Annotated in this window: 13 protein-coding genes and 1 riboswitch; of the genes, 9 read left to right on the top strand and 4 right to left on the bottom strand. The window is 33.7% G+C overall.

Annotation, left to right across the window (positions count from 1 at the left end):
• Positions 1 to 24 precede the first annotated feature (24 nt).
• Positions 25 to 825: a trypsin-like serine peptidase gene (locus BK821_RS01955; protein WP_071331064.1), complete on the top strand. Its 801-nt coding sequence runs from the start codon at positions 25 to 27 to the stop codon at positions 823 to 825.
• Between the two features lie 77 nt (positions 826 to 902).
• Here BK821_RS01955 and BK821_RS01950 read toward each other — a convergent pair whose 3' ends face one another.
• Positions 903 to 1,466, bottom strand: coding sequence for a TetR/AcrR family transcriptional regulator (locus BK821_RS01950; protein WP_046836415.1), 564 nt, complete (start codon positions 1,464 to 1,466; stop codon positions 903 to 905).
• A 183-nt stretch (positions 1,467 to 1,649) separates the two neighbouring features.
• Entirely contained in the window at positions 1,650 to 2,609 is a 960-nt protein-coding gene (locus BK821_RS01945; protein ID WP_071331063.1) for a DMT family transporter, read from the bottom strand.
• Positions 2,610 to 2,811: 202 nt separating this feature from the next.
• Here BK821_RS01945 and BK821_RS01940 point away from each other — a divergent pair, with 202 nt between their 5' ends.
• From BK821_RS01940 to BK821_RS01930, 3 genes are all read left to right on the top strand, one after another.
• Positions 2,812 to 4,167, top strand: a complete 1,356-nt coding sequence (locus tag BK821_RS01940) for an amino acid permease (RefSeq protein ID WP_046836413.1) — start codon at positions 2,812 to 2,814, stop codon at positions 4,165 to 4,167.
• Positions 4,168 to 4,208: 41 nt separating this feature from the next.
• Positions 4,209 to 5,147 carry a nucleoside hydrolase gene (locus tag BK821_RS01935; RefSeq protein ID WP_071331062.1) on the top strand — a complete coding sequence of 313 codons (939 nt, stop codon included), beginning with the start codon at positions 4,209 to 4,211 and terminating at the stop codon, positions 5,145 to 5,147.
• A 214-nt stretch (positions 5,148 to 5,361) separates the two neighbouring features.
• Positions 5,362 to 5,940, top strand: a complete 579-nt coding sequence (locus BK821_RS01930; protein WP_082104702.1) for a M23 family metallopeptidase — start codon at positions 5,362 to 5,364, stop codon at positions 5,938 to 5,940.
• 131 nt (positions 5,941 to 6,071) lie between these two features.
• Here BK821_RS01930 and BK821_RS01925 read toward each other — a convergent pair whose 3' ends face one another.
• Positions 6,072 to 6,425 (bottom strand): DUF488 domain-containing protein, encoded by a 354-nt coding sequence (locus BK821_RS01925; RefSeq protein ID WP_046836410.1) that lies wholly within the window; start codon positions 6,423 to 6,425, stop codon positions 6,072 to 6,074.
• A 139-nt stretch (positions 6,426 to 6,564) separates the two neighbouring features.
• Here BK821_RS01925 and BK821_RS01920 point away from each other — a divergent pair, with 139 nt between their 5' ends.
• The 5 genes from BK821_RS01920 to BK821_RS01900 all read left to right on the top strand — a co-directional run bounded on the left by BK821_RS01920 (position 6,565) and on the right by BK821_RS01900 (position 12,009).
• Positions 6,565 to 6,993 (top strand): 6-pyruvoyl trahydropterin synthase family protein, encoded by a 429-nt coding sequence (locus BK821_RS01920; RefSeq protein WP_046836409.1) that lies wholly within the window; start codon positions 6,565 to 6,567, stop codon positions 6,991 to 6,993.
• 209 nt (positions 6,994 to 7,202) lie between these two features.
• Positions 7,203 to 8,246: a PTS sugar transporter subunit IIC gene (locus BK821_RS01915; RefSeq protein WP_046836408.1), complete on the top strand. Its 1,044-nt coding sequence runs from the start codon at positions 7,203 to 7,205 to the stop codon at positions 8,244 to 8,246.
• Positions 8,247 to 8,769: 523 nt separating this feature from the next.
• Positions 8,770 to 9,519 (top strand): aggregation-promoting factor C-terminal-like domain-containing protein, encoded by a 750-nt coding sequence (locus BK821_RS01910; protein ID WP_046836407.1) that lies wholly within the window; start codon positions 8,770 to 8,772, stop codon positions 9,517 to 9,519.
• A gap of 137 nt (positions 9,520 to 9,656) precedes the next feature.
• A riboswitch (SAM riboswitch) is annotated at positions 9,657 to 9,765 on the top strand.
• A gap of 66 nt (positions 9,766 to 9,831) precedes the next feature.
• Complete coding sequence (locus tag BK821_RS01905) at positions 9,832 to 10,989, top strand: aminotransferase class I/II-fold pyridoxal phosphate-dependent enzyme (protein WP_071331061.1); 1,158 nt, start codon at positions 9,832 to 9,834, stop codon at positions 10,987 to 10,989.
• 21 nt (positions 10,990 to 11,010) lie between these two features.
• Positions 11,011 to 12,009, top strand: coding sequence for a D-lactate dehydrogenase (locus BK821_RS01900; protein WP_046836405.1), 999 nt, complete (start codon positions 11,011 to 11,013; stop codon positions 12,007 to 12,009).
• Between the two features lie 120 nt (positions 12,010 to 12,129).
• Here BK821_RS01900 and copZ read toward each other — a convergent pair whose 3' ends face one another.
• Positions 12,130 to 12,336, bottom strand: coding sequence for a copper chaperone CopZ (copZ, locus tag BK821_RS01895; protein WP_071331060.1), 207 nt, complete (start codon positions 12,334 to 12,336; stop codon positions 12,130 to 12,132).
• Positions 12,337 to 12,366: the final 30 nt, after the last annotated feature.

Here is a 12,366-nt window from a genome sequence, read left to right as displayed (position 1 = left end):
ATTATTTTTAATTGGAGGTTATTTATGTTTTTAAGAAAATTGATTAGCAGTGTTACATTATCTCTAGCTTTATTATTAACACTTGCATCAGGTAGTCACTTTGCCAACGCAGATGTAGAAAATAATGAAGTAAGCAAGCAGCCAGCGCAATCTACAGAAGTACAACAAGATGATAGTAAAACGAATCAACCATCTAACGTCTCTCAAAAGGTTATATTACCAAACGAGGATAGACATCAAATTGAAAATACAGAAACAGGTCATTACCAGTCCGTAGGATTTATTAATCTCGGACAAAATATTGCAACAGGTGTAGTGATTGATAAAAATACGGTGCTAACCAATAAACATGTTGCCAATCTTTCAGACGGTAATATGACATTTGCACCAGCTGCTAAAGAAAAAGATGATTTTCCTTATGGTACGTTTGCAGAAAAAGATGTTCAACCGTATCCTGGTTCAGCAGATTTAGTGCTTGTACATTTTAAAGAAAATAGTGAAGGACAGTCTGTAGGTGATGTAGTACAGCCAGCGACACTTAAAGACGCATCTACTGTTTCGAAAGATGATGCAGTAACGATTACGGGTTACCCTGGTGATAAACCATTAGCAACAATGTGGGAAAGTGCAGGGAAAATCATAGATAACCAAGGAACAGAACTCACTTATGATGCAAGTACATATGGTGGTAACTCTGGTTCGCCAGTATTTGATGAAAATAATCAAGTCATTGGATTACATCATGGCGGTATAGAGGGTGAAAGTAATAATGCCGTTGCAATTACAGGTGATGTGTTAGACTTTATTAATAATAATAAAGAATAGAGCATAACGAAATTAATGATAAACAACATATAAAAATCCCCTGAAGTATTAACAGTACTTTAGGGGGTTTTTAAATACTATTTTAATATTTGAGTCGTTAATAAGGGTAATGCTTTATCAATATAAACGCGTGCAGGCAAGTCACTCGTATGGAACCAATGCTTGGCGATACCATATAGTCCCCACGATAAAAATCTTGCGCTAGTAGCAAGTGCTTCTCTGTCTTCATTTGGATGTTCTTGTACGAGTAATGTTAGGAAGATATCTTCTAATTCTTCTTTTATTCTTTTTTCTACTACTTCACCATAGGCGTCGCTATTTAACTGACATTCATTATGGGTTTCATTAATATAGCGAGTGATTTTAATGAAGATAGTACATAGCGTTTGTGCGTTAAGCTCAGATACAATGTCTAAAGTATCATTTAAGTTTTTAAGAATAGTTTGCGATAATGTATAGTCCATAATATCGTATTTATCATAAAAATGAGCGTAAAAGGTTGCACGATTGACAGTAGCGCGATCTGTAATATCTTTCACAGTAATTGTATGGATTTTTTTCTCTTTAGCAATTTCGCGAAAAGCGTCCATTAATAATTTTTTAGTTCTTGTAATTCGCGGATCAACATGTGTTGTCGTCATTACTTTCATACCTCCTTCAAACAAGCCATCATTTATAGAATTTATACAAATTATCTTGTTTTCTTTAGTGAATGTCAACGTGGTTGATTGGAAGAAAGTACTTGTTAGATTATAAATTTAAGTGATGCGTGTGATTGTTTTATAAAATAGAACTCTATTTTATGAAACAATTTGACTCCAACTTTAAAGCTCAGCTTTATTTTCTTGAATCAAACTATTTAGATAGCAATATATAAATATGCCTAGTGTAATTAAGGAGATACCAATTAAACTCACAGCATCAGGTAACGGTAGACCGAGGAAAATCATTTCACCAATAAGTGTGAATATAATTTCTGTTGCCTGTGTTGCTTCGACCGCAGCAAGCTTACCTTGGTTGTGTTTGACTAAGTTTGTAGCATAGAAAAAGAGTGCAGTTGCTATGATTCCAGAAAAAATGGCAACTGAAAAGGTTTGTAATACTTGATTAGAGGAAGGTAAGCCATTTTTAGCTACGCCTACGCCAAAAATGATAAACCATATTGGCAGTGTAACCAGTGTCATACCATACATACGCTCAATAGTAGTAAGTTTATTATCTACTAAGACCATCATCTTACGGTTGCCTAATGGATAACAAAAAGCAGCAATAATCAAGGGCACAATAGAGATAATGAAAGTGTGAAGTTCAATATTAGAAATTTGTGGAATCTGAACGAGGACAACACCAATAATCATGAGAGTAGAAGTCCCGACTGAACGCCACGAAATACGTTCTCTTATTTTAACGGTTTGTTGCTCATATTGGACATATTCATAGAATAACGGCGCTAGTAATAATCCACAAATAATTGTCAGTTGCCAAGTAGCGGCAATAAGCCAACCAGGGCTAAAGCTGGAAACAAATGTAATGGGCACATAGAAGCATACAAAACCTAAAGTGCTCCATAAGAGCCACAACATAAAATTTTTTCTAATATGTAATAAAATAATATGATGACGCTGTTGAAACCATACAAAAATGAAAAGAAAAGGGAACATAAAGATAAATCGAAGTGATGAACTAAACATCCAACTTCCACCATCATCGGACATAGCATGATTCAAAATAAACGTAACAGAAAAAAACATAGCCCCCAAAATGCCTATTAAAATTGCTCTCATTGAATTACACCTCACTTAAAAAATATTAATAGTTTTAATTTATCAGTTTTTTAAATATTATCAAGGGTACACTATATATAAATATACATATTACAAACGATGGGGGACTTTGTAATTTCAAGTAATATTAAATAATGTTGCACACTTTGTTACAAAAAGACTTATTATAATGTGCGCACTTTACATCTAAGGGGTAGAATATATGGGAGAGCAATTAAAGAGAGAACTCAGCAATAGACACATCCAATTGATCGCAATTGGGGGTGCAATCGGTACAGGACTATTTCTAGGCGCTGGGCAATCAATACATTTAGCGGGTCCATCGATATTGTTAACTTATATTATAGTTGGATTTGTATTGTTTATGTTTATGAGAGCAATGGGAGAAATGTTGCTATCTAATACGAAATTTAATTCATTTGCAGATATTACACATGAATATGTAGGATCTTTAGCAGGTTTTATTACTGGTTGGACTTATTGGCTAACTTGGATTATATCTGGAATGGCTGAAGTAACGGCTGTTGCGAAATATGTTTCGTTTTGGTGGCCACAAATACCTAATTGGCTATCTGCATTAGCATGTGTATTGTTATTGATGTGTTTCAATTTATTAAGTACTAGATTATTTGGTGAGCTAGAATTTTGGTTTGCGATTATTAAAGTTGCGACAATACTGGCATTAATTGCTGTAGGTGTTGTGATGATTGTCATGGCTTACCAAACGCCGTATGGAGAAGCAAGTGTTTCTAATATTTATAGTCATGGGGGAATTTTCCCCAATGGACTATCGGGATTCTTTATGTCTTTCCAAATGGCAATATTTTCATTCTTAGGGATTGAAATGATAGGTATTACAGCCGGTGAAACAAAAAATCCGGAAAAGACTATTCCTAAGGCAATTAACAATGTACCATTTAGAATTTTAATATTTTATATCGGTGCAATTGCTGTCATTATTTCTATTATTCCGTGGAATGAGTTAGATCCCGAAAGTAGCCCATTTGTTAAATTATTTGCATTAGTTGGTATACCTTTTGCAGCAGGAATTATTAACTTTGTTGTACTAACTGCTGCAGCATCTGCATGTAATAGTGGTATTTTTGCAAATAGTAGAACGTTGTTTGGTTTGGCAGATAGGCAACAAGCACCACCTAAGTTTCAAGTTACAAATCGTAGAGGTATACCACTTACAGCGATACTCGTAACATGTTCATTTTTAATGTTTGCCGTATTGCTTAATTATTTCATACCTAATGCAACTACAGTGTTTGTATATATTAGTACAGTATCGACAGTATTGAATATTTTTATCTGGACGCTTATTACAATAGCTTATTATAGATACACAAAACAACGACCTGATTTACATAAACGAAGTAAATATAAGATGCCAGGTGGAAAGCATATGGCTGTTTGTATCATAATATTCTTTATCTTTATTTTTGGGGTATTACTCGTAAATCCTGAGACACGTATTGGTGTGATTTTTGCGCCATTATGGTTGATTGTACTTGCTCTCATGTATCGTCAGTATAAGAAACATGCGGCACTATAATAAGATAAAATAATATAGAACTATAGATAGGAGTGATGAATATGCGTAAAAAAATTATAATGGATTGTGATCCTGGTCATGATGATGCAATTGCACTCATACTAGCTGGGGCAAAGTTAAGTACATTAGATATTTTAGCTGTGACAACTGTTGCTGGTAATCAAGCAGTTGAAAAAAATACTAAAAATGCATTAAATGTGTTAGAGGTTATGGGGAGACCTGATATTGATGTTTCTATTGGCGCGACACGTCCGCTGATTAAATCAGCTTCCTTTGCTTCTGAAATTCATGGTGATACTGGCTTGGATGGACCGAAATTACCAGAAGTACCATCGCTTAAACCTACTCAAAGTCATGCTGTCGATGTAATTATTGAACAGCTCAAAAATAGTATAGAACCGGTAACGATTGTCGCAACTGGCCCATTAACGAACATAGCGACAGCATTAATCAAAGATCCTAGTATCACGCAATATATTGAGTCAATTACTATTATGGGTGGTGGTACGTTCGGAAATTGGACACCTACTGCTGAATTTAATATATGGGTAGATGCCGAAGCGGCTAAACGTGTATTTGATAGCGGCATCCATATAAACGTTTTTGGTTTGGATGTCACACATCAAGTGCTTGCGACAACTCAAATTATTGACCGTTTTAAATGTATAGACAATCAAATTGCTCGGTTTGTTGTAGAATTATTAGAATTCTTTAAATCTACATATAAAACACACTTTGATATGGACGGTGGCCCTATTCATGATGCATGTACCATACTTTATTTATTAGACCCAACGTTATTTACAATGCAACATACTCATATTGATATAGAGCACCAGAGTGCATTAACATATGGAACAATGGTTGTAGATTTGAATAATATTACGCAAGGTGAAAAAAATGCCTGCTTTGCAATAGCGGTTGATGTAGAGCGTGTTTGGAGCTTGATGGAAAGTATGTTAAAAAGCTATAACTCATAAGAGGAAAGATTCTTATAATGATGAAATATAATTGAGAGATATAAAAATAAAGGCAAGCCATATTATTTGTAATGAATTAATAGTGGCTTGCCTTTATTTTGAGTTTTATACAACTAAAGTATGAGCAGTTTTTGAGTTATATGATTAGCAAAGTTATAATATAAAAATTATACTAATATTATAATAAGCAAAAAATATGAAGGTGACTCAAATAGTGGCAAATATACTTAGAACATTTATTCTTTTAGTTATTATTATTGTACCTATTGTGCTATTAATAACGAATTTAGAATCCATACAAGAGAGTATAAATAAAAATTTAACTGAGCAACGAAGAGATGATCGTAGTAATCATTCCTCATCTTATAGTGATTTTTTTGATCGTAGTAGAGAAACAGAAACATTTGGTGAATATAAATATAGTGATTTTGATGGCAAACACTTCGGCATTGATTATGATTTACCAGAAGACACACCAGTAAAGGCAGCTTCAGATGGCAAAGTTACAAGAACATTTAATAATGAATTAGGAGGAAAAGTAGTACAAATCGCAGAATCAAATGGCCGCTATCACCAATGGTATATGCACTTGAATGATTTTAAAGTGAATGTGGGAGATGAGGTTAAAGCTGGAGAGGTGATTGCACTTTCAGGTAATACAGGAGAACAAACAACAGGCTCACATTTGCACTTTCAACGTATGAAAGATGGCATAGGAAATGATTATGCAGTAAACCCTAAATCCTTTGTGGAAAGTTTGCCTGAAGGAGAAGAAAGTTTATTTGATCATTAGCTTACAATAGTTAACGCACGAATAAAGCCTTGGATTATATGCTAAGGCTTTATTCGTGCGTTAATATCATTGATGATGAAATAGGATCGGTGCTTATCTGTTATTTCACTTGGGATTAAAAATATAGGATTTTAGTAAAATGAATTTTGCAAAACAACAGCTTGATTATGATCTTTATCCTTAGAGCCAAATAATAAAACGATATCTTGATTAGACTGTTTTATGATAGATTTTAATTCGTCGAAAGCTTGGCGTTGTTGTTCATTTTCACGTAATTCTTTTTTATATTTTTCTGTAAATGCAGCGTATAATTGGGGATCGTGATTAAACCATTTTCTTAGATGTGACGTAGGGGCAATATCTTTTAACCAATAATCTAAATTGGCCTTATCTTTCGATATACCTCTTGGCCACACGCGGTCAACCAGTATACGTATACCTTCAATTTGTGTATCATCATATATTCTTTGGATATAGATAGTCATATGTCACAACCTCTCATATATAACTATTTATATATCATTTTGCCACGCATTCATATTTAAAAACATCAAGTTCCTGTAGTTTTATATAGAAGAAAGAGAAAAGGGTATAGGTTTATAAAAGGAAAAGGAGTGAACTATGATGACTCAATTTGATGATATTTTACCGCCTAAAACATTTAAATATAGAAATAATGCAGTATTAATAAAGACTTTTTATGAATTTAAATGTGACAATAGAATTTATTTTACAGAAAAATTGCACAAAGACTTGGAAAATCAACAATATAAATTTAATGTAGAGATTTTATCTGAAATAGATCGTTATGGCTTGGCTATGGATTTTAATGAAGTTGACAAGCTCTATAAGGCACACATTGCGCCCTACTTAGAACATCAATTAGTTAATGAGACATTGCCAGAAATGAATACAACTGCTGAAAATATTGCTTTTTGGATATGGGAACAATTTGAAAAATTTTTACCTCAAAACAATAAGTTGCAAAAACTAGAATTTTTTGAAAATGACACACAAGGTCTCGTACTTACTGGAAAACTCATGGATAACTAAGCGTATTAAAAATAAATATTGAAGCAACTGACTAAAGCACATTTTTCTAAAGTTAAGAAAGTAGTTTACTTTCTTGAGGAAGTTTGGAAAGATGTGTTTTAGTATGTTATGACGAGTCGATGTGCAAAAGAAAAAGTTACAAAATAAATATTCTGAAAATTAAGAAAATATGATATAGTATATTTTACTACAGCTTAGGAGGAACTTCTATGATTAAGATGAGCCCGAAACAATTTATCAATAATGTATTATCCGGTGTAGCAATAGCAATTGTTGCAGGTCTTATTCCTAATGCGATTTTAGGAGAGCTGTTTAAATTATTTGCCCCGAAATATGCTATATTCCAAACATTACTACAAATAGTAGAAAGTATTCAATTTACTGTGCCCCTTTTAGTTGGCGCATTGATTGCGATGCGTTTTAAACTTACACCTTTAGCGACAGCAGTCGTTGCTAGTTCTGCGTTTGTTGGTAGCGGTGCAGCACAATTTAAAGATGGTATATGGATGCTTGTAGGAGTTGGAGATTTAATTAACACAATGATTACAGCTGCAATTGCAGTATTCTTTATATTAGTGATAGGAGAACGATTTGGTAGTTTGACTTTAATTATTTTACCTACGATAGTTGGCGTGTTAGCCAGCCTTATAGGTGTTCTTATACTTCCATACATAAAATTAATTACGACAGGCATAGGAAATCTTGTCAATTCATTTACTGAATTACAACCTATATTAATGTCGATGCTCATTGCATTGGTGTTCAGTTTTATTATTATTAGTCCGATATCTACGGTGGCAACGGCATTGGCTATAGGAATTAGTGGGCTTGCTGCAGGCTCTGCGTCTCTTGGTATCGTTGCATGTGAAGGTGTACTTGTTGCAGGTACAGTTAAGATAAATAGATCTGGCGTGCCAATAACAATTTTCTTAGGCGGGGTTAAGATGATGATTCCCAACATGGTGAGGCATCCCATTATCTTATTACCTATATTTACTACTGCACTAATTACGGGTTTTGTAGGGGCGCTGATAGGCATTGGAGGAACAAAAGAATCAGCAGGCTTTGGCATTATAGGACTTGTTGGTCCGATAAGTGGATTTAGATTTATGGATCATTCACCATTATTAAGTTTACTGCTCGTATTTATTGCGTTCTTTGTAGTTCCATTTGTTAGTGGTTATTTGGTGAACACATTCTATATGAAAGTATTAAAATTATATGATAGAGAAATATTCAAATTCTTAGTTTAAAACGTAAATTTTGTTAAGGAAATAAAGTTTTATGCTTCACCACAAAAAAAGTAAAATTACTCAAAAAGGCTACGTAACAGTAGTCTTTTTATATTTTCTTAATAATATAATTACAAGCATTGCACTAAAATATAATTTTTCTGTCGAATTTTTATTTTACAATTATGTAACAAAAACGGTTTCTGTAATAATTCAGAAAATAATTTATTGTTTTTAAAAATGTAATTAAACACTTATATGAAAGGGTTTATAAATAAAAATAGATTGAAAGAAGAGAATTTAAGCGTTATAAAACAAAACGAAAAGGTTTCCAATATTACAAAGAGAAATTACTTTTGTAAAGTTTTGTTATACAAGTGTAATATAAATCGGCGAAATTTATGGTATATTATTTGTGGCGAAAAAATAGCGCATAAAAAAATTAAACAATTTTGGTAGATATGTTAACTAGCAGATACGATAAATAATTTAACTAAAAATATAATTTTACTTACAAAAGATTTAAATGGAGGATTTTTTTATTATGAAGAAGACAATTTTAGCATCATCATTAGCAGTAGCATTAGGTGTAACAGGTTATGCATCAACAGATCACAATGAAGCACACGCTTCAGAATCAAACATTGACCAAGGTCATTTAGCTGAATTAGCTCAAAGTGGAGCTGCTCAATTAAACGAAAAACCATTACACGCTGGTGCGTACAACTATGACTTCGTATTAAATGGTTACGAATATACTTTCACTTCAGACGGTAGTTCATGGTCATGGAAATATGATGTAGCAGGTGCTCAAAGTACAACTTCTCAAAGCACAGCTTCACAAGATGTAAGTTCACAAGCTTCATCAAATACTAATGAAACAGCTGCTAGTGAAGTTCGTTCACAAGCAACTACAAAAACAACAAACGTAGAAGCAGTTGAAGCACCTAAAGCTTCATCAAAATCTAACGTTCAAACAGCTCAAACAAGTACTGCAACTAAAACTTATGAAGCTGCAAAAACTACAGCTGCTTCAACTGGTGGATCAGTTAAATCTCAATTCTTAGCTGCTGGTGGTACAGAAGCTATGTGGAATACAATTGTAATGCCTGAATCAAGCGGTAATCCAAATGCTGTTAACGAATTAGGTTACCAAGGTTTAGGACAAACTAAAGAATCATGGGGAACTGGTTCAGTAGCTACTCAAACTAAAGGTATGCTTAACTACGCTAAAGAGCGTTATGGTTCAGTTGACGCAGCACTTGCTTTCCGTGCTCAAAACAACTGGTGGTAAGATTTAAGTAACTAAATGATAAACATTTAGTCCTATATATCAGAGAGTGACTCTTATGAGTCACTCTCTTTTTTTATTAATAGATGATTGACAAGTATGAATATTCTGATAAAATTATAATTAATTTAATAATGACAAACTTATCCAGAGAAGTTGAGGGATTTGGCCCATTGATACTTCAGCAACAGACTTGCATGTCGAGTACTGTGCTTCGTCCAACAAGTAATATGACTTGAAAGATAGGTGACATGTGAAAGCTATATGCCACTTTAAAAGGTATATAGCTTTTTTATTTTTATAGGAGGACATAAAATGGTGATTTCTGATAAATTATCTCAAATTCCTGATAGTTATTTTGGGAAAACAATGGGACGTAAGGTAGAACATGGTAGTAAAACACTCATTAATATGGCAGTGGGCATCCCAGACGGTGAGACACCCCAAGGTATTATTGACTGCTTTAGTGAATCGATACGGATTCCAGAGAATCAAAAATATGGAGCATTTCATGGTAAAGATAGCTTTAAACAAGCGATTGTCGACTTTTATAAACGACAGTATCAAGTTGAGTTAGATAAGGAAGACGAAGTTTGTATATTGTATGGCACAAAAAACGGCTTAGTAAATTTACCACAATGTATTGTTAATCCTGGGGAATATGTTTTGCTCCCTGATCCAGGTTATACAGATTATTTAGCTGGTGTATTATTGGCTGATGCTAAGCCACATGCTCTGGTACTCAAAGCACCTTACTACTTACCAGAATGGAATAAAGTAGATAAAGAGGTTTTATCAAAGACACGTCTAGTTTATTTGACTTATCCTAATAACCCAACTGGTTCAGTTGCTACACAATCTGTATTTGATGAAGCTGTAGCTCAATTTAAAAACACAAAAACTAAAATTGTACATGACTTTGCGTATAGTGCTTTTGGTTTTGATAACAAAAATCCAAGCATACTCCAATCTGAAGGTGCTAAAGATTTAGCTGTTGAGGTATTTTCTTTATCTAAGGGATATAATATGTCTGGTTTTAGAGTAGGGTTTGCGGTTGGAAATAAAGAAATGATACAAGCCTTGAAAAAATTTCAAACACATACACAAGCTGGGATGTTTGGTGCACTTCAAGATGCTGCCACATATGCGTTAAATCATTATGATTCATTTTTAGAAGCTCAAAATGAAACTTTTAAACGAAGAAGAGATGAATTTGAGAAGAAATTAATAGAAGCTCATATTCCTTTTGAACCAATGAGAGGTGGCATATTCTTATGGTTACAAACACCTAAAGGATACGATGGAGAAGCATTTGTAACGTATTTATTACAAGAACAGTCTATTCTAGTGGCCCCAGGCATCCCATTTGGTGAACATGGGAAAAATTATGTACGAATTTCATTAGCACTTAGTGATTCAGAGCTAGTAGAAGCAGCGAAAAGAATCCAGTCATTAAGATATCTATACCAATAAAACATTAGGAGTGAAATGATTATGACAACGATTAAACTGTTTGGAGTGAGACCAGAGGATATACCCTATATTGAAGCGTGGTCTACACAGCGGGCGGTAGAAGTTGATTTAGACACAGATTTGCTTACTATAGATACAGTTCATCGTGTTAAAGGTTTTGATGGTGTATCTTTGTCTCAACAAATTCCATTAGATGAAGAAGTGTATAAAAAATTACATGAATTTGGTATTAAGCAGATTGCCCAACGAAGCGCAGGGTTTGATTGCTATGATTTTGAGTTAGCTAAGAAATATGATTTAATCATCTCTAATGTGCCGTCCTATTCACCACATTCTATAGCTGAATATACGGTATCTCAAGCGTTGAACTTAATTCGTAATTATAATGATATTCAACAAAAAACAGCAGAGTTTGATTTTAGATGGCAACCTGAAATATTATCACGTTCTATTAAAGATTTAAAAGTAGCTGTTATTGGTACAGGTCGTATTGGGAGTATTGTTGCTAAAATTTTCGCTAAAGGCTTCGAAACGAAAGTCGTTGCTTATGATATTTTTCAAAATGAATCGTTAAAATCATTTTTAACATATGAATCAAGTATTAGTGAGGCTATTAAAGATGCTGATATTGTTACAGTACATATCCCGGCAAGTAAAGAAAATGACTACTTATTCAATGAAGCGTTATTTAATCAATTTAAAAAAGGTGCAGTATTTATTAACTGTGCCCGGGGTACGATTGTTGATACGAAAGCATTATTAAATGCGCTTGATAATGGGACAATTAAAGGCGCTGCACTTGATACCTATGAAGGTGAAAAAGGTTTGTTTCCAAGTGATCAACGCGAGGGCACATTTGAAGATGAGTTGTTAAAACATTTAATCACGCGTCGAGATGTTATTGTATCACCACATATCGCATTTTATACAGATGCGGCTGTGGAAAACTTAATCGTTGATGCATTGGATGCAACGATAGAAGTATTGCAAACAGGGGATACGCAACTACGTGTGAATTAGAATAGCTAAAGTACCAACGTGAAGTGTACGTATAATTAACTTATGAAAAGTAGTTATAAATAAAAAATGGTGATTACATCGTCGATATGTAATCACCATTTTACTTTACATTGAGTAAAGCTATTTTACGTCGTACCCTTGATCCTCGATTGCATCTTTCATATGAGAAAATGTTACTTTATTGTCATCGTAATCGACATCAACATGCCCTTCTGAAAGATTGACCGTAGCAGTTGATACGCCATCTAAATTTGTTAGGGCAGATTCCACGGCTTGTTTACAGTGATCACAACTCATACCTTCAACATTAATTGTTTCTGTTTTCATATTAATCACCTCCTTAAATTCAATTGACGC

Source organism: Staphylococcus sp. LCT-H4 (assembly GCF_001866145.1).
GTDB classification, from domain to species: Bacteria; Bacillota; Bacilli; order Staphylococcales; family Staphylococcaceae; genus Staphylococcus; species Staphylococcus succinus.
Note: the sequence above shows the minus strand (reverse complement) of the source record. Positions and strands in the feature narration are given on the sequence as shown.

Bases quoted from the DNA above. Each gene is read 5' to 3' on its own strand.
- BK821_RS01955 (WP_071331064.1), top strand. From the start codon at position 25: ATGTTTTTAAGAAAATTGATTAGCAGTGTTACATTATCTCTAGCTTTA.
- BK821_RS01950 (WP_046836415.1), bottom strand. From the start codon at position 1,466: ATGACGACAACACATGTTGATCCGCGAATTACAAGAACTAAAAAATTA.
- BK821_RS01945 (WP_071331063.1), bottom strand. From the start codon at position 2,609: ATGAGAGCAATTTTAATAGGCATTTTGGGGGCTATGTTTTTTTCTGTT.
- BK821_RS01940 (WP_046836413.1), top strand. From the start codon at position 2,812: ATGGGAGAGCAATTAAAGAGAGAACTCAGCAATAGACACATCCAATTG.
- BK821_RS01935 (WP_071331062.1), top strand. From the start codon at position 4,209: ATGCGTAAAAAAATTATAATGGATTGTGATCCTGGTCATGATGATGCA.
- BK821_RS01925 (WP_046836410.1), bottom strand. From the start codon at position 6,425: ATGACTATCTATATCCAAAGAATATATGATGATACACAAATTGAAGGT.
- BK821_RS01920 (WP_046836409.1), top strand. From the start codon at position 6,565: ATGACTCAATTTGATGATATTTTACCGCCTAAAACATTTAAATATAGA.
- BK821_RS01915 (WP_046836408.1), top strand. From the start codon at position 7,203: ATGATTAAGATGAGCCCGAAACAATTTATCAATAATGTATTATCCGGT.
- BK821_RS01910 (WP_046836407.1), top strand. From the start codon at position 8,770: ATGAAGAAGACAATTTTAGCATCATCATTAGCAGTAGCATTAGGTGTA.
- BK821_RS01905 (WP_071331061.1), top strand. From the start codon at position 9,832: ATGGTGATTTCTGATAAATTATCTCAAATTCCTGATAGTTATTTTGGG.
- BK821_RS01900 (WP_046836405.1), top strand. From the start codon at position 11,011: ATGACAACGATTAAACTGTTTGGAGTGAGACCAGAGGATATACCCTAT.
- copZ (WP_071331060.1), bottom strand. From the start codon at position 12,336: ATGAAAACAGAAACAATTAATGTTGAAGGTATGAGTTGTGATCACTGT.